Raw genomic sequence first — 19840 nt, 5'->3', positions numbered from 1 at the left:
CCTCATATATTAAAGTCTATTCAAAGAGCCAGGGTTGTCATAGGTCCTGGTTAAGTTTCGGTAGCTGAATCAAGCAATACTTTATAAAAAAGACACTAACGAGGGTTAGTGTCTTTTTATTCACCAATGGGTAATAATAAAAATGGCAACATTCGTGCTCAAGGAGGTTACATAAATGGATATAATAGAAGGCCAACAGCCTAATCGACTAATAAACGAAAAATCCCCATATCTATTGCAACATGCATATAACCCCGTGGATTGGTATCCATGGGGAGATGATGCCTTTACGAAGGCGCAGTCAGAGAACAAGCCGATTTTCTTATCCGTCGGCTACTCGACTTGCCATTGGTGTCACGTAATGGAGCGCGAATCCTTCGAGGATGCTGAGGTCGCGCAGTTACTTAATAATAACTATATTGCAATCAAAGTCGACCGCGAGGAGCGGCCGGATATTGATGCGCTGTATATGTCGGTGTGTCAGGCGCTGACCGGGAGCGGCGGGTGGCCGCTGACGGTGCTGCTGACGCCGGATAAGAAGCCGTTCTATGCGGGGACGTATTTCCCGAAACGGCAGATGTTCGGGCGGATCGGGCTGATGGATGTGCTGGAGCAGATCAGTGCGAAGTGGGAGCAGGATGGCGATGCGCTGAGTAAGCTCGGTGACGAGCTGCTGGCGGATCTCCAGTCGCTGGACCGCAAGAATGCGCAGCTTACCGGAGCCAGCGGCGGTGCTGTGCCGGGCGAAGAGCTGCTGCATGAGGCCTTTGAGCTGTACAGACGCCAGTTCGATGAGGAATACGGCGGGTTCGGCAATGCACCGAAGTTCCCTTCGCCGCATAACCTGTCGTTCCTGCTGGCGTACAGCCAGGCTTACCAGCAGCCGGAAGCGCTGCGGATGGTGGAGAAGACGCTGGATGCAATGTACCGCGGCGGGATGTATGACCATGTAGGCTTCGGGTTCTCCCGATACTCCACGGACCGGGAGTGGCTTGTGCCGCATTTTGAGAAAATGCTCTATGATAACGCGCTGCTGGCTATTGCCTATCTGGAAGCTTTCCAGATTACCGGGAAGCCGCTGTATGCGGAGATTGCGGAGCAGATCTTTACGTATGTGCGGCGGGATATGACTTCGCCGGAGGGTGCATTTTACTCAGCGGAGGATGCGGATTCCGAAGGGGTAGAAGGGAAGTTCTATGTCTTCACCCGCGAACAGATTGAGGAAGCGCTGGGTCTGGAGGACATGCATTCCTACTGCCATGTGTACGGAATTACACCGGAAGGCAACTTTGAGGGGGCCAATATTCCGAATCTGCTGCAAGGGCTTCCGGAGGATATGGCCGAACGTACGGGCATGAATCCGCTTGGCTTGAAGACGCGGATGGAGGAATGGCGCGAGACGCTGTTCGCTTACCGGGAGCAGCGGATTCATCCGTCCAAAGATGATAAAGTGCTGACCTCCTGGAACGGCCTGATGATCGCGGCGCTGGCCAAAGGGGCCAAAGCGCTGCAGAAACCGGAGTACGCCAAAGCTGCAGCAGCGGCGGCAGACTTCATCTGGGACAACCTGCGCCGGCGTGAGGACGGCCGGCTGCTGGCCCGCTACCGTGACGGTGAATCGGCGATTCCAGCATATGTCGATGATTATGCCTTTATGATCTGGGGATTGACCGAGTTGTATGAAGCTACAGGTCAAGCCGTGTATCTGGAGCGGGCCTTGCAGCTTAAGGATGGACTGCTTGCGCTGTTCAGCGATGAAGAAGGCGGTGGCTTCTTCTTCACTGGCCTGGACGGGGAAGAGCTGCCGATCCGCTCCAAGGAATTGTATGACGGGGCGCTGCCGTCCGGCAATTCGGTTGCAGTGAAGCAGCTGCTGAAGCTGTCGGTGATCTCGCAGGATGTGGAGCTGAAGGCAGTTGCGGAGCGGACCGCTGCGGTGCTGGCCTCTGCGGCGGCGGAATACCCGCCGGGATATGCGATGTATCTGCAGGCACATCTGGCGCTGATCTCCGGCGGCCGTGAATGGGTGTTGTCCGGGAAGCCGGAGGATCCGGCGCTGCATGGAATGCTGGCTCAGGTCCAGCAGGCCTACCTGCCGGACGCTTCGCTGATCGTCAACTGGTCCGGCAGTGAGGGTGAAGCTTTGCATCGCCTACTGCCGCATCTAGCCGATAAACCGGCTGTGGATGGCCGGGCGACGGCGTATGAATGCCGGAATTTTGCCTGCCGTGCGCCACTTAGCAGTCTCGAAGCGGTCAAGGAGCTTCTGGCTACGGGCATGCGGCAAGACTAGAAGGAATATAGAAGGGACAGCCTAAGAGAGGCTGCCCCTTTTTTCGTAGTGTATGGTGATAACTGGTATAGAAATTGCTATGTGAACAGAGCGTAGAAGGAATCACGGGGGATCGCCTCGGCGAGTCTGCGCGATTGCGCCTGAAGCTCTGCGAGAACGGTTTTGCCGGACCAGTCCGCAGGCAGCAGTTCATCCGGCAGCGAGGGGTCAACCATAAACAGTCCGCTCAGCACTTCGCCGATTTGCAGATACAGCAGAAACAGGCGTAACGCCTGCCCGTCGCGCACAGCTTCGTCTACAAGAGGCGCGAACTCGGTCTGCGACCAGCTCCATTTGTCCTGATACACTGCTTCCACCTTGTCGAGCTGCCAGATGGTCCAGGCTTTGGCCGGTGTGATCGAACCCTCTGCGAACTCTCCGCGAAGGATGGATACGTTGCCTGTAAGACCAAGACTCTGAATATACTCCGTTACTTCCTGGCGATAATTCCAGGGAGAGATGTAGACGCTGTTATATAGCAGTCCGAAGCCAAGCTGCAGAATCGCCGCACGAAAGGCATCGCGCTTTTTGCGTTCGTGTTCAGGCACTTCCAGCATAACGACGTCCCAGGTGTGGTCCCACGTTTGATGATAACGGGCGGGTTTGCTGTTAATGGATTTGATGTAGGAGCGTCCGGAAGTCGTGATCTGGTATATGGAACGGGATGGTGAGGCGATGTAGCCCTCTTTTTTCAGGCGGGACAAGCTGTTTCGGATATAGGTAGAGGTATACCCTCTTTGTTCGTAGATTTCCACGAATTGCTGGGCGCCCATCTGGTCCACACGGGACAGCAGGAAGAGCATGGTTTTTTCAACGGACAGCAACGGTCCTCACGCCTCTCTTGACAGGTAATGATGATAAATATATTATGAATTTATACGTTCGTGATAAAAATAAGTATAATGGTGAAATTCAGTGTTGAAGCCTTCAGAACTACAGCGGATATCATAATACTCACCCTGTCATTGTAACGTAAACTTTATGCCTTTGCACGGTAAGTCCATATTGATTGAACAGGAAAATACTCGTTTTGGAGAAGTGGCGGAAGGGAATTTTGGAACTGTAGGAGCGGTAGCGTCCGCCTAAAAGCTTTCCGCAGGAAAGCTAGCATCGGAAGCATAGGCGGTCTTCAAATTTCTACTGCTAATAGCGGTTGAAAATAAGAAATTTGAAGACAACAGCGGCCGGAAGTCCAAATATTCTCTGGAGTCACGGCTAATCCAAAATAGAAGAATCACTAGTTCAATCTATACAGTAGAAAGGGAGAGATAACGAATGAAGATCATTTTCCACGGCCATTCCTGTGTACAGATTGAGGTTGGCGGCAAGTCGCTGATTATCGATCCCTTTATTAGCGGCAATCCGGCTGCGGTAACGAAGCCTGAGGACATTAAGACGGATGCGGTTCTGCTCACCCACTCGCATATGGATCATATTCTGGATGCTGCGCCGATTGCGATCAGCAATAACGTTCCGGTGGTTGCTACTGTGGAGTTGGCTGCCTATATCGGATGGAAGGGTGCGCAGACGATCGGGATGAACATCGGGGGGACGGTGGATCTCGGCTTCGCTAAGGCGACGATGATTCATGCGTTCCATACCAGCGGTATTACCCTGGATGATCAGCAGCAGATCCTTTACGGCGGCATGCCTGCCGGATTTATTATTGAAGCGGAAGGTAAGACCGTACTGCATGCGGGCGACACCGGGCTGTTCAGTGACATGAAAATGTTCGGCGAGCTGTATAACATCGACCTGGCCATTCTCCCGATGGGGGGACATTTCACGATGGGGCCGGAGCATGCGCTGATTGCTGCCAAATGGCTGAATGCCAAGCACGTGCTGCCTGTTCATTACAATACATTCCCGCCAATCCGCCAGGATGTAGCTAGCTTTGTTGATGCCCTGGGCAAGGAAGGGATTGCCGGAACAGCGCTTGAATATGGAGAAAGTCTGGAACTTTAATTTTCAGCATATGTGAATGAAACAGAGTGGATTGTATAAAGAAAGACGCCTATGACGGGACGTAAAATCCTGCGTTAGGCGTCTTTTTGCTGTAAATGTGCTCAGCTCCGCGGCAGCTTACCGCCATACTGTGCCCGCAGTTTCTGAAGCTTCTCCAGTTTGCGCAGACTACTGTCCTTGTTGACCAGCCCGACGCCGAGGATCAGGTTCTCGATAATATAGGTCGGTCCGACCATCGAATGAAATTCCCACACCTCGCCGCGCCCCGCGTAGAGCACAATATCGGCGTCCTGCGAGCGGGGATAGACCAGTCTGTCAGTAATCAGGATGACGAGATAGCCCGCTTCGCGCGCATAGTCGAGAATCACCTCCGTTTCCGGCAAAAGCTGGACAAAACCGAACACCAGCACAACATCTTTTTTACCGGCATGCATCAGGGTTTCCATCAGCTCATGCCCGCTTGGCGCCATCCGTTTCAGGTTGAGACCATATCTGGCCATCCGGTAGGCCATCAGCTCAGCAAGACCCACGCAGGGGCCGGGGCTATAGATATAAATATGCTTGGCGCTGGATAAAGCGACTACTGCGCGCTGCAGGAGCGCTTCATTCAGATAGCGGCTGGTTTCCTGCAGGTGGTGGGAAGCGACATCCAGCAGCATTTGCGGCAGGGAGCTGCCGCCGGTCCGCTGCATGGCATCGCGCATTTTCTCTGAAGGGGTAGATTCGAAGCGGAAGCGCAGGCTGTTCTTGAAATCCTTGGCATGGCGGTAGCCGGCCGCCTTCCAGAAACGGGACACCGAAGCGATGCTTATATGCAGCTCGTCAGCCATTTCCTGCTCGGTCATATAGAGGACTCGCAGCTCGTTTTTTTGAATGAAATCGGCAATGATCCGCTGGTTCGGCGAGAAAGGCCGGCGGTTCCAATCCTTGTACATAGGCTGTTGACCTCCTGAACATAAAGATGCTTCTTCACTATAACCTGCCAGTATGATGTAAATATTTTTACAGCGTTAAAAATCATGGAAAAAAGATTACACCCTGTTAACAAACGGAAAAAGCTGCCCTGACATGCTCTCCCTATACTTAAGTTAAATTCCTGAAGGGGGCTACGAAGTAATGAGTACCTTGAAAAAGCGCTATACCCTTACCCAGTCGCAGAAAATGATGATTTTTGTGCTGTCCATGTCACTCTACGGATTGTCCAACATGTTCACGGAGCTGATCCCGAGTGTGCAGCTGGGGCCGGTTGAGCTGTCGGTTGAGTATTTTGCCTTCATTCCGCTGACGCTGTGTATGCTGTTTCATCCGCTGTATGCTGCCGTGGGGGCGGCGGTCGGAGAAGTCATCTTCGGCGAGCTGATGCTGGGCCAGTTCGGCGGGCTGGGGGAGCTGGAGAAATTCATTACCTTCTCATTGGCAATGTACATCGCTGGCCGGATGGTATCCGATCCGAAGAACCGCAGACAGGTCGGGATTGCTGCGATCAGCGGGGTAGCTATTCACCAGTTCTGCAGCTCTGTGATCGACATTGTCAAGGTGTGGGTCGGTGTGGAGGAGCTCGAAGCGGTTAAAGGCCTGGCGGAAAGTATTGTGATTATCGAGGGTGTCGGGTTCCTGAACGATGTGCTGTTCTCAGGTATACTGTTCGCGCTGCTTCCGACCATGTATCTGGTGCCGCGGCTGTATGGCAAAATCGAACCACTGCTTGGCATGAAGCCGCGCGAACGGAATATGCAGTATGCATCAGGCGGTGGAAACCGGCTGTCTCCGAAGCTGGCAGCCGGCGGAATCCTGCTGGCCCTGGTAGCCCTTGGTGCAGAGCTGCTGTCGGAATCGGGCTGGAGCATCGGCGAGTTTGAGCTGCCGGGAGCAGAATCCCATGAAGCCAGTCTGATCTGGGTCAGTATGCTGGCTGCGGCGCTGATTGCGGCACTGGCCATCGTCTTCACCCTGCGCCGTGCCTCGCGCAGGCGGCAGGAAGCGGGGCAGCTGGATGGATAAGCCGGTACTGGAACTGAAGAATGTATCCTTCACCTATCCCGGCGCGGAGGTGCCGGTGCTGCAGGAGGTATCCTTCAGCCTCAAGAAGGGGGATTTCGTTGCCGTCATCGGCAGCAATGGCTCCGGCAAATCGACGCTGTGCAAATGCTTCAACGGTCTGATCCCGCATTACTACACCGGCGATTTCGAGGGGGAGGTTATGCTGCTGGGAGAGTCAGCGGAGGGGAAAAGCGTCAGCGAGCTGTCCAGGCATATCGGCTATGTCTACCAGGACTTTGAGAATCAGCTGGTTCGTCCGACGGTGATGGATGATGTGTGCTTTACACCGCTGAATTACGGTCTGCCCGATTACCGGGAACGGGGAATGCAGGCGCTGGAGCTGACGGGGCTTCACGGCATGGGCCGTGAATTCATCTGGCAGCTCAGCGGAGGGCAGAAACATCTGCTGGCATTAGCAGGAGCGCTGGCCATGGACCCGGACATTCTCGTCATCGATGAGCCGGTGGCCCAGCTTGATCCGCAGCATGCCCGGCAGATTTATGACATTCTGCGCCGGTTGAACGAGCAGCACGGCAAGACGATTGTCGTCATCGAGCATCATGCCGAGTTCATTGCGGAATACTGCCGCACGGTGGTGCTGATGGATGAGGGGATGCTGCGCTGGCAGAAGCCGGTGCGCGAAGCGCTAGGATCAGTTGAGGAGCTGCTGAGCCTCGGCATCTACCCGCCCGATGTCACCCGGGCGGCCTGGCTGCTGCAGCCGGACCTGCAGGCTGCAGCTGTTTATCCGCTGAGCAGCGAGGAAGGACGGCGCTGCTTCACGCGCCGCTTGTCTCCGGCGGATATCCAGGCAACATCGGCGCTGCCGCAGATAAGTGACTTACAGTCTGCTCCCCCTGAGGCGAAGCCGGTTGTAGACATGGAGAATATCCGGCTGTCTTACCGGACGATCCACAAAACGCTCCATCCTGTGCTGAACGGAATCAGCCTGAAGCTGTACTCCGGGGAGCGTGTGGCACTGATCGGCAATAACGGGGCGGGCAAATCCTCGCTCATGAAGCTGATAGCCGGAATTACCGCTCCTACAGGCGGAACGGTGAAGGTCAAAGGCATCACTGTCAACGGCCTGCCCCCGGAACGGCTGGCAGGCATCGCTTCTTATGTGTTCCAGAACCCTGAAGATATGTTTATTGATGATTCGGTACGCGGTGAGATCGCTTATTATCTGAAGGCCAGAGGACTAACGGATAGGGATGAAAGAGTAGAGGCCATGCTGGAGGCCTTCCGCCTCCAGGAGCTGGCCGGGCGGGATGCCCGGCTGCTCAGCGGAGGGCAGCAGCGCCGGGTGTCGCTGGCGATTGGTGCTGCCGTCCGTCCGGCAGTCATGCTGCTGGATGAGCCGACGGCCAATCTGGACATATCAACGAAGCAGGAGATGACCCGGGTGCTTAAGGCTCTGCGCGGCCATGTCGAGACAGTTGTCATTGCGACACACGATATGGCGCTGGTGGCCGAATGGGCCAGCCGGATTATCGTGATGAGCGAAGGAAGAATCCTTGCCGACGGCGGTAAGGATGAAATCTTCTCCGACGGGCAGCTGCTGCGGCGTGCCGGGCTGGCTGAAACCCAGCTGATGGAAATGAGCCGGCTGCTGGAGCTGCCGCGGATCTGCTGCAGCCTGGAGGAGTTCGTTGCCCGGTCCGAATGGAGGAAGGAGGAGCTTGTACATGGTGGAAGCCGTTAAACGGGCGCTTAACCGCATATCGGTGGAGCAGATCAAGCTGGAACTTCTGGGTACAGCCTATAACAGCAGCAGTACTTTTCTGGGCAGGCTTGATCCCCGTATGCTGCTGATCTGGTATTTGTTCTTCGCCGTTACCCCATGGTTTGTGTATAACCGGACCATTCTGCTTGGCATGTTTGTATTTATGGTGGTAACTACGGTACTCTCGCGGGTCAGCCCCTACATTGTGTTTATCCTCTGTCTGGGTCTGGTCAGCCAGATCGGCTGGATGTTTCTGTTGTCGCTCTTTTTTGGGGGAGGGGCGGAATCGCTGCTGCCGATGCTGACGCTTACGCTCAAGCTCTCCGTTATTTCACTGGCGAGCATTACCGTCTTCTCCAGTCTCGACCCCGAACGGCTGAGCGACGGACTGTCCGCACTGGGTGTCCCGGATGCTTTTGCCTTCAGCCTGTCTTACGGATACCGTATTCTGCCTACGCTGCTGGAGGAATTTCATCAGATCCTGCTCTCGTTCAGGCTTAGAGGCCAAAGGCCGCTCAAGCACGGTTTCCTCTACATGCGCACCGCCGCCTATTATTTGCGGATTCTCGTGCTGGTCTTTTATCCGCTGATGCTGAATACGGCCAAACGCTCACGGACCACCGTAGAAGCGCTTGAGACCAGAGGCTACACCTATGCGGTCAATAATCCGCAGGTCAAAAAGCTGCGCCTGTCCTACCTGGCGATGCAGCGCAGAGACTGGCTGTTCGCCGCATTCTCCGCTGTATATGTCGGCCTGTTGTTTCCTTTGGGGACCGTGTTTCCCAATCTGATCTACTAATCCCAGGAACTAAGGAGTGTCATCCATTTATGAATATTGATCTGCACACCCATGGCAAGCTGTCGAAAAAATCCGATTTCTCAGTAGAATATTTCCGCGAAATGGTCAGCGAGGCTATGGCGAACGGGCTCCAGGCACTGGCGCTGACCGAGCATTTCAATACATCGAATTTCTTCGGAATGTATGAGACACTGGATAGGCTGTACCCCTACAACGGCCACTATTATGAGGCGGATGGCCTCCGCATTTTTCCCGGGATGGAAGTGGATATCGCCGAGACCGGACATATTCTGCTGATCGGGCTGAAGGAGGATATCCTGTCTGTCCGTTCCGCGCTGGAGGGACACACCCGGGAAGGGGAATTCATCCCTTTTGAGGAGCTGCTGGATCTTGCGGACCGCCACGGATTATGGAAAATCGGTGCCCATCCGTTCCGTACCTCTACGCCTCTGCACCATTTGGAACCGCAGCTGCTGGCCCGGCTGGACGCTTTTGATATGAATGCCAAAGATATTTATATGCAGGGGGCGGACACGTACCGGGCACTTATTCAGCCGTTTGCCCATAGACTTGGGGTTCCTGTCATTGCCGGCAGTGACAGCCACCAATGCCTGCAATACGGCAGTGTCGTGAACCGGCTGGAGCTGGACTGCTCCACTGTTGAGGAATTGAAAGCAGCGGTAAACCGTAGACAATATTCGATCGAAGTCTCACCCTGCCTGCACACAAAGGTGAAGGGCTCGATCATGATGAAGAAGCTGCTCAAGCAAATGCACGGCGAGGCTCCATCAAGGGACGAGGAAGCGGAGTATAGCGCCTAGAAGATTGACGTTCAGTATCCCGAAGCCGAGATTAGCAGGAGCAAAGGGCGCAGAAGAAGCTCATAGTACATCCTATAGATGAAGCCGCGGTTCTCCGATAACGGGGGAAGCCGCGGCTTTGCTGCTTTTTAATAGATTTAGGAACCGATTGTTATATAACGTATTTATAATAATATAATGGATGAATTGGTTGAAATACATGATTTTCACGCTTGTCTATTAAGATAGAACACGTTAACAATGATTTTGCCTTACTTCTATGAGTCTTCATTAGTAATGAACAAGCAATCGCTGGATTTAATGGGAATTCTGTAGTCTTTAAGCGATGAACTGCAAATTTCCTGATCGAATGAAGCCAATATTGATAAGGTGTTATTCCCGATGAAGAGAAGCATAGGCCCCGATTGTTAACGTTACCAATAAGAGCATGCAAACAGGATATACAAGGTGTGATTTGATGCACACGTTAAAAAAATCATGGAATCCCCTCTATGAAAGCGCTATAATTATTAGCATGGAGTATAAACTAAAGGGGAAACGCTATGAGAAAAGGAAGAATGTTTTACGGGATTTTTATTCCGATCCTTATCCTTGGTGTAGGGCTGGTTGCCAGCTTCGGCAGCTATATTTATATCAGTACGATCCAATCCGTAGACAGTCAGTTCTCAAGCAGCAAACAAAGCTATATTGAGCAGATTAAGAACAACCTGGAGCATAAAATCCAGAGTATTGAGTATGCCTTCAACACCTATAGTACAACAAGCTCCTTTCAGGAGGTAGTTACGAATCCGATTACGATTCAAGACTTCGTGGCTTACCGTAACGTCAATTCCCAGCTGAATTATATCGCTTCCATGACTGCGGAGGGCACGGAATATTCCCTGATCAGTCTGGAACAGAACTGGCAGATTATGAATGAGCGGCTCACCAGCCTGACAGAAGCGGATGTCGAGCAATTGCGTGAGAAGTACATCGACAATCAGGATCAGAGCCTGTTCTGGATCAAGACCGACAATGGCATCCGCTTCGTCAACACGCTCCCGGTGTTCTCCAGTAAAAAGCAGGCGATCGCGTTATCCGATATTTCGAAATATACGCTGGATAACATTATTAAGACCGAGGAGAGCTCGCAGGTTTATATCCTCAATAAATCAGGAGAGCTGCTGTATCAATCCGGGCCGGGAGCGGAAAGCCTGACTGCCGGGCAGTTCCAGGAGCTCAGCGGAACGATTGCCTCCGGCGAAGAGAATGGCAGAGTCAAGCTGGATGCAGGAAACTCTCATCCACTTCAGCTGCTCTATGCCAAGTCCTCCTATAATAACTGGATTTATCTCACGGTGCTGGACCAGGACGAGATTGCCGGCACGCTCAAAATGACAAAGTACGGACTTTATGCCCTGGGGCTGTTATCGATTCTCCTGATATGGATTGTAGCTTATTTAATCGCGTTATATTTTACGAAGCCCATCCAGCAGATTAAGCGGAGCCTGTCCATCGTTCCCCAGGCGGATACCGCCAAGAATGAGATCGAGTACATTATGCATTCCATCGATACCATTCTTTCGGAGAAGGAGTCGCTTGAGAGCTTGATTGAAGCTGAAATGCCGCAGCTGGAGACCCAGCTGATTCTTAACCTGTTCAGGGGCCGCGTCACCCCGGAGGGGCTGGAGAAGAACCTGCAGCGGTTTGGTTATGCGCCTAACGGGAACGGGAAGTATGCCGCGATGCTGATACAGCTGGACAGCCTGGGTGAGCAAGGGACCACTAATAGAGACATCTTGCTGCTGGCGATCAACAAAATGGTAGAGGAAGTCATTCCGAAGCAGATGCGGATGCTGCCTATCATTCTGAACGATGATACCCAGGCTACGATACTAACTTTCCGGGAGCAGAGCGAGCAGGAGCTGAACAAAGAGCTGTTGGACTATGCGACTGCACTGCTGAAGGCAGTGCGGAATTATCTCAAGGTCCCGATCAGCATCGGCATCAGCAAGTCTTATACAGATTTGTTGATGAGCAAGGAGGCTTGTGAGATGGGCAAGCAGGCGCTGCATCAGCGTCTGAATCTCGGCAAGGAATCGATCATCTTTTATGAAGATATCTCCATGGTCGTTTCCGGTCCGGTCTTGCTCCACTATCCGGCGGAACTGGAATCGCAGCTGTTTAACGCCATCCGCCTGGGGGATAAAGAGCAGGTTGCCGAGGCGCTCTATCCTTTCCTGGCCCAGCTGATCGGTAAGAACAAAAGCACCTTGAACTTTGAGGTCATGCTGGTACGTCTGGTGAACAACCTGATTCAGCTGGAGCAGCATCTGGGCATCCAGGTCCTGCTGACCCAGGACAACAATAAGCTGTACCACCGGGTACTGGATATCCGCAATCCGGAAGAGATTGAACGCCTGCTGGTCCAGGAGGTTATCTATCCGATGACCTATACCATGAAAGAGAAGATGAGCAAGCAATTCCGCTGCCTGTCTGATAAAATCACCGCCATCGTTGCTGCCGAATATGACTGCGAGCTTACGCTGGAGAGCATCGGTGAGCGGCTGCATTATAACCCCAATTATCTGAGCAGCATCTTCAAAAAAGAATACGGAACAGCGTTCAGTGAGTATCTGATGAACTACCGGCTGGAGATGGCGAAGAAGTGGCTCTCAGAGACAGATATGACGATCAAAGAGATTGCCGAGCGTCTGCAGTATCATAACCCGCAGAATTTCATCCGTTCCTTCCGCAAGAAAGAACAGGTGACTCCGGGCACTTACCGCAAGCTACAGCAGGGGGCGTAATGCAGGCTGTCCACAGCAGAAGCGGATGTGGATGTACAGTTCGCCCGGTAACACAAAAACGGTATCGTCCTTAGGATAAGGCGGTACCGTTTCTTTTATAACTATATGGATGAACTTATGTGAGATGAAATCCTAACCCTTTACAGCTCCCATCAGGGCACCCTTGGTGAAGTGCTTTTGGACGAAAGGATAAGCGATCAGCATGGGGACCGTGGCAACGACAATGACTGCCATCTTGATGGTCTGGGCCGGAGGGATAATGTCGACCGATGTTCCTTCGGCCTGCATCCCGCTGGAGACGATAACGATCTGGCGCAGCAGTACCTGAATCGGCCATTTTACCGAATCATTAATGTAGAGAATGGCGTTCATGTACGTGTTCCAGTAAGCTACAGCATAGAACAGGGAGATGGTCGCAATGGACGGCAGGGCCAGCGGCAGCATGATTTTCAGGAAAATCCCAAAGTCATTGCTTCCGTCAATCTTGGCCGATTCCTCCAGACTGTCTGGCAGGGCCTGGAAGAAGTTACGCATGATAATCATATTGAAAGCATTGATTGCGACCGGGAAAACCAGGGACCAGTAGGAGTTGATCAGCCCGACAGATTTGACAACGAGAAAGGTAGGGATCATCCCGCCGCTGAACAGCATGGAGAACACGACAATGAAGTTAATGGTGTTGCGGAGCGGCAGATACCTTCTGGACAGGCCGTAGGCCATCAGTGCAGTCAGGATCATACTTACAATCGTACCTGCAATGGTGACACTTACGGACACGCCCAGACCTTTAAAGATCGTCGGAGTTGATAGGATATAGCGGTAGGCATCCAGTGAAAAGGTAGTCGGGAACAGAATGAATTTTTTCGCAATCACTTCCTGGGTGGTCGCGAAGGAACTGGCGATAATGTTTACAAAAGGTAAGAGACAGGCAAGGGCGATCAGAATCAATAGGGTGGCGTTCGCAATCGAAAATACGCGGCTGCCGAGCGATTCTTTTCTTCGTGAGCTGTGGTTCATTTCATATCCTCCTCGTAATCGGTTACCTCTCAATCGTAACAAGAGGGCCAAATTACGTATATAATCCGGGCATGAGGTGTTCGCCGCACAGCCTTACAGATCGCCTGAATCCGCACATAATCATTATCTTCGGCCGTAATCATCACAGGAGGTCAAGAAAGCGCAAACACTGCAGCCAAAAGGGTCCGGGGCATGTTAATCACATAATGATTATATACGTAATCTCTGGAGTTCCGTAGTCTAGAGAGCGTAATCCCCGAATGACCAAAGGAGGCTGACAAGTGAAAGTTTCAAGTATCACCGCACCAGCAAATCTGCACCTGGAAAAGAGGAAAAGCACAGCGGTCCTGTCTGCAGTAAAGAAATACAAGCTCTTATATCTGATGATCTTGCCCGGGCTGCTGTACTTCATCGTATTTAAGTACATGCCCATGGGCGGGCTGGTGATTGCATTTCAGGATTATCAGCCGTTCCTCGGAATTACGGGCAGCGAATGGGTCGGGTTCAAGCATTTCATCCGGCTGTTCACCGAACCTACCTTTATGATGCTGCTGCGCAACACACTGATATTGTTCGCTATGAACATTGTGCTTTTCTTCCCGTTGCCAATTATCGTGGCGTTAATGTTGAATGAGCTTAGGAACCGCCACCTGAAAAACTGGATTCAGACGATTGTCTACATCCCCCACTTCATGTCATGGGTTATCATTGTTTCGATTACCTATGTATTCCTGACTGTGGACGGCGGCGTCATCAATGAATTAATCGCCAGTCTCGGCGGCAAAAAAATCAGCTTCCTGACCTCCCCGGAATGGCTGCGCACGATCTATATCGGGCAGATCATCTGGAAAGAGCTCGGCTGGTCCACCATCATTTATCTGGCCGCCATTACCGTAGTTGACCCTCAGCTATATGAAGCTGCTGAAATGGACGGCGCTGCCCGTCTGCGCAAAACATGGCATGTGACACTGCCGGCCATCCGTCCAGTCATTATTACCCTGCTGATTCTCAAAATCGGCAGCACGCTGGATCTTGGCTTTGAACATATGTATTTGCTGCTCAATTCGCTGAACCGCGAAGTGGCCGAAATTTTTGACACCTACATTTATACGGCGGGCTTGAAGAACGGACAATTAAGCTTCAGCACTACGGTAGGGCTGTTCAAAGGTGTGGTCGGTTTAATCCTGGTCATGGCCTCCAACAGGCTGGCTAAAAGAATGGGCGAAGACGGCGTATATTAAGGCAGTGTCTATGAATCTACTAACTTATTCAAAGGAGAAGTGTTATGACAAAAAGATGGGTCAGTCTGTTTGCAAGTGTTACCTTACTTACCACGGTGCTATCGGGGTGCGGTGGAGATAAAGAAACGGCCAAAAATGCTGCTGTAGCGGATGAAACTAAGCCACTGGAGATAACCTGGCTGAATATCCTGCACACGGCTTCACCTCCTACAGATACCATTAAGAAGCTGCTTGAGGAATACACTAATACGAAGCTCACCTTCAACTGGGTTCCCGACGCTTCCAAGGAAGAACGGATTACTACAGCGCTGGCTTCCGGCGAGCTTGCCGATATCGTAACCTTGACGATGATGACGAACTCCTCGGTGAGAAGCTCCCTGAAATCGGGCTTGTTCTGGGATGTCGGCCCTTACATCGAAGACTATGACAACTTGGCCAAAATCGCACCGGAAATCCGCGCTGCGGCGTCCATCGAAGGGGTGCTGTACGGGGTTCCGTTTCAGAAGAATCTGGCGCGCTCCGGCTTGATTTTCCGCAAAGACTGGCTGGATAAGCTTGGACTGCCTGTTCCGGCAACCTTGGATGAAGTGTACGAAACTGCCCGGGCCTTCACGGAAGATGATCCGGACGGTAACGGCATTGACGACACGACTGGCTTCGGCGACAGATCTGACCTCAGATACAGCAGCTTCAAAACACTCAGTTCGTACTTCGGCACACCAAACGGCTGGAAAGTGGATGACAGCGGCAAGTTCACACCGGAATTTGATACTCCGGAATATCTTGAAACGATGAATTTTTCCAAAAAGCTGTATGAAAACGGATACTTGGCCCAGGACTTCGCCGTTACCGCCAAAACCGACCAGCAGCAGCAGTTCGCCCAAGGTAAAACCGGAATTTACACTGGTATGGTCGATATTTCCAGTCTGAGAACGCTGGCGCAGGATCTGCAGAAAGGTCTTGAACTCGTGCCGGTGAACAAAATTTCGAACGGTGACGGACAGTATCACATCTGGTCAGAAGGCAGCGGGGTTGGCGGTCTGATGGCATTCCCGAAATCGGAAGTCAAAACCGAAGCGGAGCTGAAACGGCTGCTGCAGTTCGTCAATGACCTGATCGATGAAGAGGCATTTATGCTGATGACCGGCGGTATTGAAGGCACACACTATGAATATGATGAGAACGGCGCTTATAAAATTCTGAATACCGAGCTATGGCAGGCCGATGTTCAGCCTTTCTCCTCCAGCAGACCAAGCGAAATTGCTTACACGCTCAAGGATGCCAATCCGGAGAAGCAGCTGGCGAATGAGCTGATCCGTGAAAATGACAAGTTTGCTGTCCTCGATCCTACGGTTCCGCTGGATTCGGCCACGAACAATGAACAAGGAACAGAGCTGGCGAAGATCATCACCGATGCTACGTTCAAATACATTATGGGACAAGCGACCGAAGCGGACTTCAAGAAAGCGGTACAGACCTGGAAGGATTCGGGCGGTACCAAAATTACTGAAGAGTACGAAGCGGCATATAAGCTGACCCAGAAGTAAGCATTACGCTGGTACAGGCGGGCCCACCCTTCACAGGTGGGTTCGTTTTGACGGAGAAGCGGCATGTGTTCCTGGAGGGGAAGAGATGAGAACGATTTGGGTCAGCAAGAGCGGCGGAGGAGACTTCACCTCTGTTCAAGCAGCAATAGACAGCATCCCGGAGGGGGCTGCAGAGGAAACAGTTCTGTTCATTGAACCGGGAGTGTATAAGGAGAAGCTCCGGATTCATAAACCGGACTTACGTCTGTATGGTGTAGGTGAAGTTAGACTGGTTTATGACGACTATGCGCCGAAGCCGGGCAGTGACGGTGCGCCGATGGGGACATATGCCTCGTGCAGCACTTACATTACCGGTGACAATATCCGGGTGGAAAATATTATTTTCGAGAATACAGCGGGGGAGAGCGGCAAGGTTGGCCAGGCGGTGGCGCTGTATGTGGATGCCGACAAAGCTGTGTTTAAGAATTGCTCGTTCCTGGCGGCCCAGGATACGTTGTATCTGGCAAAACCGAAGGAAGAGAAGCAGAACCGAAGCGGACGTAATTATTTTGAGCATTGCCGGATTGCCGGCGATATCGATTTTATTTTTGGCTCGGCAACAGCGTATTTTGAGGAATGTGAAATCATCAGTCTGAATGTGCAAAAGGAAATCAACGGCTATATTACCGCAGCCGCTACGCCGGAGGATAAAGAAGCAGGTTTTGTGTTTCACCGGTGCAGGATGGTCAGTGATGCAGCTGCAAACAGTGTGTATCTGGGAAGACCCTGGCGCGACTATGCGCGGACGGTATTTATGGATTGCTGGATGGGCGGGCATATCCGCCGCGAGGGCTGGGACGACTGGGGCAAGCCCAGTGTGAATCATACGGTACATTATGCCGAGTATGGCAATGACGGACCCGGCGCGGATACGAATGCCCGTGTTTCCTGGTCTAAGCAGCTGCTGGAGCATGAGGCAGGGAGTTTCTCGCTGGAGGCTGTCTTCGGCGGAGATACGGACTGGACGCGCTGAGTATTTTCTATTTTTACGATATTAAGGAGGTAAGCAGATGAGCGAACAGTGGGCTGTCAGAACGGCGGAATCGATCATGGAACGTCTGCCGAGGCTGTATCAGGATAAAGGCTACAACGGGAAATGGTCTTATGATTACGGAGTGGTTTTGAAGGGCTTTGAGCTGCTGTGGAAGCAGACCGGCGATCGTAAATACTTCAATTACATCGCTGACAATATGAATTACTTCATTCAGGAGGACGGCAGCATCCGCGGATACCGTCAGGACGAATACAATATCGACCATATCAACAACGGCAAATTGCTGTTCACGCTGTATACGGAGACATGCCTCGAGAAATACAGGCTTGCGGCAGATTCCCTGCGGGAGCAGCTGCGGACTCATCCCCGGACAAGCGAGGGGGCATTCTGGCATAAGAGCATCTATCCGTATCAGATTTGGCTGGACGGTTTGTACATGGGCTCTCCGTTCTATTTGCAGTATCTGCTGGCTTTTGAAGAGGGCGGGGACCTGAGTGATGTGACGAAGCAGTTCATTTTGTGCGAAAAGCATACCAAAGATCACGCAACCGGGCTGTTGTTCCATGCCTGGGATGAACAGAAGGTGCAGCCTTGGTGCAATCCGGAAACGGGGCTGTCTGCGAATTTCTGGGGCCGCTCTATGGGCTGGTATCTGATGGCGCTGGTGGATGTGCTGGAGATGCTGCCGGAGAATCATGCAGACTATGCTGAACTGGTACGCATATTGCGGGATACCTTAACCGCCCTGAAGAAATTCCAGGATGTCGAAGCCGGTGTGTGGTATCAGGTGGTTAATCTCGGAGAGCGTAAAGGCAACTACCTGGAAGCATCGGCTTCCAGTATGATCGTGTATGCAATCGGCAAAGGTATCCGTTTAGGCGTACTGGATGCGGACTGGAATGCTGTGCTGGATCGTGCTTATGCAGGACTTATTACGGAATTTGTGCTGGAGACCAAAGAAGGCTGGGTCAACCTGAACAAAAACTGCCAGGTCGCCGGGCTGGGCGGTGCTGACGGACGAGACGGAACGTACTCCTATTATATCAGTGAGCCGATTATTACCAATGACCAGAAGGGTCTGGGTGCGTTTCTCCAGGCTTGCGGTGAATATGAGCATTTAAGAGCAGGGCGGCTGGCTGCGGAAAAGGGAGGATCACATGCAGCAGGTATATAACATTGCAGATTTTGGAGCGCAGCGGGACAATGAAGTACTGGCGACCTCAGCGATTAATGAGGCAATTGCGGCGGCAAGTAAGGCCGGGGGCGGGACCGTGTATATTCCGGCAGGACGTTATTTGAGCGGCGCGATTCTGCTGGAGAGCAACATTGAGCTGAACTTAAGTCCCGGCGCGATCCTCTCCTTCAGTACCGATCCGGCCGATTATCCGGTTGTAGAATCCAGATGGGAAGGTGTGCGCCAGCAGGTCTATGCTTCCTGTATTTACGGCAGCGACCTTGTTAATATCTCGATAACCGGTAGCGGAATCCTTGAAGGCAACGGCGGGCCATGGTGGGATTTGTTCCGGAACCGCCGCCAGGAGCTGGAGTATCCCCGCCCCAAGCTGATCAGCTTCGACCGTTGTGCACGGGTAACGATTAAGGACGTCACGTTGCAGAACTCACCCAGCTGGACGGTTAATCCCATAGAGTGCAGCAATATTACGGTGGACAATGTTTCCATTCTGAATCCGGCGGATTCTCCGAATACGGACGGCATCAATCCGGAGTCCTGCTCTGGTGTGCGCATCAGCAACTGCAGTATTGACGTCGGGGATGACTGCATTGCCATTAAGGCCGGAACCGAGGATACGAAGGAACGGATTCCTTGTGAGAATATTACGATTACAAATTGTACGATGGCCCATGGACACGGCGGTGTAGTACTCGGCAGCGAGATGAGCGGAGATATCCGCAATGTTGTGATCAGCAACTGCATCTTCAAAGAGACAGACCGCGGCATCCGCATGAAGTCCCGGCGCGGCCGGGGCGGGATCATCGAAGACATTCGCATCTCTAATATTGTTATGGACCAAGTACTCTGTCCGTTTACGATGAACCTGTATTATTTCTGCGGGCCGCGCGGCAAGGAGAAGTACGTCTGGGATAAGAACCCGTACCCGGTAACCGATGAGACACCTTGCTTCCGGCGGATACATTTTGCCAATATTACTGCACGGAACGTACACGCCTCCGCCGGCTTTCTGTACGGCCTGGCAGAGCAGTATGTTTCCGAAGTTACTTTCTGCAACGTGGATATTTCTATGGCAGAGAAAGCGGTCCCGGGTCACCCGGATATGATGACCGGCATGGAGAGTATGAAGAACCGCGGCTTCTACCTCGGCAATGTGCGGGAAGTGAAGTTTCAGCAAGTTACGGTAGAGAATCATGAAGGACCCGCTTTTTATATTGAGAACGGGGACGAGGTGGAGCTTATTCACTGCCAGTCCCGAAATACATGCAAGCCGGAGCAGCTGGTGGAACGGGTAACGCTCTCCCAAGCTGATCTGAATTTATAAGGATAGGATGGTGG

15 protein-coding genes are annotated in these 19840 nt (G+C 52.4%); 12 read left to right on the top strand and 3 right to left on the bottom strand.

Going from position 1 to position 19840, the window contains the following annotated elements; translation table 11 throughout:
• Positions 1 to 175 precede the first annotated feature (175 nt).
• Positions 176 to 2293 (top strand): thioredoxin domain-containing protein, encoded by a 2118-nt coding sequence (locus QU597_RS17430; RefSeq protein WP_310829132.1) that lies wholly within the window; start codon positions 176 to 178, stop codon positions 2291 to 2293.
• Positions 2294 to 2370: 77 nt separating this feature from the next.
• On the opposite strand, the gene QU597_RS17425 is transcribed toward QU597_RS17430, so the two are convergent.
• Complete coding sequence (locus QU597_RS17425; RefSeq protein ID WP_310829131.1) at positions 2371 to 3156, bottom strand: PaaX family transcriptional regulator C-terminal domain-containing protein; 786 nt, start codon at positions 3154 to 3156, stop codon at positions 2371 to 2373.
• 451 nt (positions 3157 to 3607) lie between these two features.
• Between QU597_RS17425 and QU597_RS17420 the strand changes: the two genes are divergently transcribed.
• Positions 3608 to 4297 carry a metal-dependent hydrolase gene (locus tag QU597_RS17420; protein ID WP_310829130.1) on the top strand — a complete coding sequence of 230 codons (690 nt, stop codon included), beginning with the start codon at positions 3608 to 3610 and terminating at the stop codon, positions 4295 to 4297.
• Between the two features lie 101 nt (positions 4298 to 4398).
• Here QU597_RS17420 and QU597_RS17415 read toward each other — a convergent pair whose 3' ends face one another.
• Positions 4399 to 5232, bottom strand: a complete 834-nt coding sequence (locus QU597_RS17415; RefSeq protein WP_310829129.1) for a MurR/RpiR family transcriptional regulator — start codon at positions 5230 to 5232, stop codon at positions 4399 to 4401.
• Positions 5233 to 5413: 181 nt separating this feature from the next.
• On the opposite strand from QU597_RS17415, the gene QU597_RS17410 reads away from it, so the two are divergent.
• From QU597_RS17410 to QU597_RS17390, 5 genes are all read left to right on the top strand, one after another.
• A complete protein-coding gene (locus QU597_RS17410) occupies positions 5414 to 6298 on the top strand; it encodes a DUF8171 family membrane protein (protein WP_310829128.1) in 885 nt (294 codons plus the stop codon).
• Positions 6291 to 8042 carry an ABC transporter ATP-binding protein gene (locus QU597_RS17405; RefSeq protein WP_310829127.1) on the top strand — a complete coding sequence of 584 codons (1752 nt, stop codon included), beginning with the start codon at positions 6291 to 6293 and terminating at the stop codon, positions 8040 to 8042. Before QU597_RS17410 ends, QU597_RS17405 begins: the two co-directional genes overlap by 8 nt.
• Positions 8026 to 8862: an energy-coupling factor transporter transmembrane component T family protein gene (locus tag QU597_RS17400; RefSeq protein ID WP_310829126.1), complete on the top strand. Its 837-nt coding sequence runs from the start codon at positions 8026 to 8028 to the stop codon at positions 8860 to 8862. Before QU597_RS17405 ends, QU597_RS17400 begins: the two co-directional genes overlap by 17 nt.
• Before the next feature lie 29 nt (positions 8863 to 8891).
• A complete protein-coding gene (locus QU597_RS17395; protein WP_310829125.1) occupies positions 8892 to 9683 on the top strand; it encodes a PHP domain-containing protein in 792 nt (263 codons plus the stop codon).
• Between the two features lie 542 nt (positions 9684 to 10225).
• Entirely contained in the window at positions 10226 to 12472 is a 2247-nt protein-coding gene (locus QU597_RS17390) for a helix-turn-helix domain-containing protein (protein ID WP_310829124.1), read from the top strand.
• Between the two features lie 132 nt (positions 12473 to 12604).
• On the opposite strand, the gene QU597_RS17385 is transcribed toward QU597_RS17390, so the two are convergent.
• Positions 12605 to 13489 (bottom strand): carbohydrate ABC transporter permease, encoded by an 885-nt coding sequence (locus QU597_RS17385; RefSeq protein ID WP_310829123.1) that lies wholly within the window; start codon positions 13487 to 13489, stop codon positions 12605 to 12607.
• Between the two features lie 383 nt (positions 13490 to 13872).
• Between QU597_RS17385 and QU597_RS17380 the strand changes: the two genes are divergently transcribed.
• From QU597_RS17380 to QU597_RS17360, 5 genes are all read left to right on the top strand, one after another.
• Positions 13873 to 14730, top strand: coding sequence for an ABC transporter permease (locus tag QU597_RS17380; RefSeq protein ID WP_310833347.1), 858 nt, complete (start codon positions 13873 to 13875; stop codon positions 14728 to 14730).
• Positions 14731 to 14774: 44 nt separating this feature from the next.
• Entirely contained in the window at positions 14775 to 16277 is a 1503-nt protein-coding gene (locus QU597_RS17375; protein ID WP_310829122.1) for an extracellular solute-binding protein, read from the top strand.
• 85 nt (positions 16278 to 16362) lie between these two features.
• Entirely contained in the window at positions 16363 to 17289 is a 927-nt protein-coding gene (locus QU597_RS17370; protein ID WP_310829121.1) for a pectinesterase family protein, read from the top strand.
• Positions 17290 to 17326: 37 nt separating this feature from the next.
• Positions 17327 to 18484 carry a glycoside hydrolase family 88/105 protein gene (locus QU597_RS17365; RefSeq protein ID WP_310829120.1) on the top strand — a complete coding sequence of 386 codons (1158 nt, stop codon included), beginning with the start codon at positions 17327 to 17329 and terminating at the stop codon, positions 18482 to 18484.
• On the top strand, positions 18468 to 19826 hold the full coding sequence (locus QU597_RS17360) for a glycoside hydrolase family 28 protein (protein WP_310829119.1): 1359 nt from the start codon (positions 18468 to 18470) through the stop codon (positions 19824 to 19826). Before QU597_RS17365 ends, QU597_RS17360 begins: the two co-directional genes overlap by 17 nt.
• Positions 19827 to 19840 lie beyond the last annotated feature (14 nt).

This window comes from Paenibacillus pedocola (genome assembly GCF_031599675.1).
Classification (GTDB): Bacteria; Bacillota; Bacilli; order Paenibacillales; family Paenibacillaceae; genus Paenibacillus_AQ; species Paenibacillus_AQ pedocola.
This window is presented reverse-complemented; position numbering and strand designations above follow the sequence as displayed.

Excerpts from the sequence above, each read along its gene's own strand:
- QU597_RS17365 (WP_310829120.1), top strand. The coding sequence starts at position 17,327 with ATGAGCGAACAGTGGGCTGTCAGAACGGCGGAATCGATCATGGAACGT.
- QU597_RS17380 (WP_310833347.1), top strand. The coding sequence starts at position 13,873 with ATGATCTTGCCCGGGCTGCTGTACTTCATCGTATTTAAGTACATGCCC.
- QU597_RS17370 (WP_310829121.1), top strand. The coding sequence starts at position 16,363 with ATGAGAACGATTTGGGTCAGCAAGAGCGGCGGAGGAGACTTCACCTCT.
- QU597_RS17360 (WP_310829119.1), top strand. The coding sequence starts at position 18,468 with ATGCAGCAGGTATATAACATTGCAGATTTTGGAGCGCAGCGGGACAAT.
- QU597_RS17395 (WP_310829125.1), top strand. The coding sequence starts at position 8,892 with ATGAATATTGATCTGCACACCCATGGCAAGCTGTCGAAAAAATCCGAT.
- QU597_RS17390 (WP_310829124.1), top strand. The coding sequence starts at position 10,226 with ATGAGAAAAGGAAGAATGTTTTACGGGATTTTTATTCCGATCCTTATC.
- QU597_RS17415 (WP_310829129.1), bottom strand. The coding sequence starts at position 5,232 with ATGTACAAGGATTGGAACCGCCGGCCTTTCTCGCCGAACCAGCGGATC.
- QU597_RS17375 (WP_310829122.1), top strand. The coding sequence starts at position 14,775 with ATGACAAAAAGATGGGTCAGTCTGTTTGCAAGTGTTACCTTACTTACC.
- QU597_RS17430 (WP_310829132.1), top strand. The coding sequence starts at position 176 with ATGGATATAATAGAAGGCCAACAGCCTAATCGACTAATAAACGAAAAA.
- QU597_RS17410 (WP_310829128.1), top strand. The coding sequence starts at position 5,414 with ATGAGTACCTTGAAAAAGCGCTATACCCTTACCCAGTCGCAGAAAATG.
- QU597_RS17420 (WP_310829130.1), top strand. The coding sequence starts at position 3,608 with ATGAAGATCATTTTCCACGGCCATTCCTGTGTACAGATTGAGGTTGGC.
- QU597_RS17400 (WP_310829126.1), top strand. The coding sequence starts at position 8,026 with ATGGTGGAAGCCGTTAAACGGGCGCTTAACCGCATATCGGTGGAGCAG.
- QU597_RS17405 (WP_310829127.1), top strand. The coding sequence starts at position 6,291 with ATGGATAAGCCGGTACTGGAACTGAAGAATGTATCCTTCACCTATCCC.
- QU597_RS17385 (WP_310829123.1), bottom strand. The coding sequence starts at position 13,489 with ATGAACCACAGCTCACGAAGAAAAGAATCGCTCGGCAGCCGCGTATTT.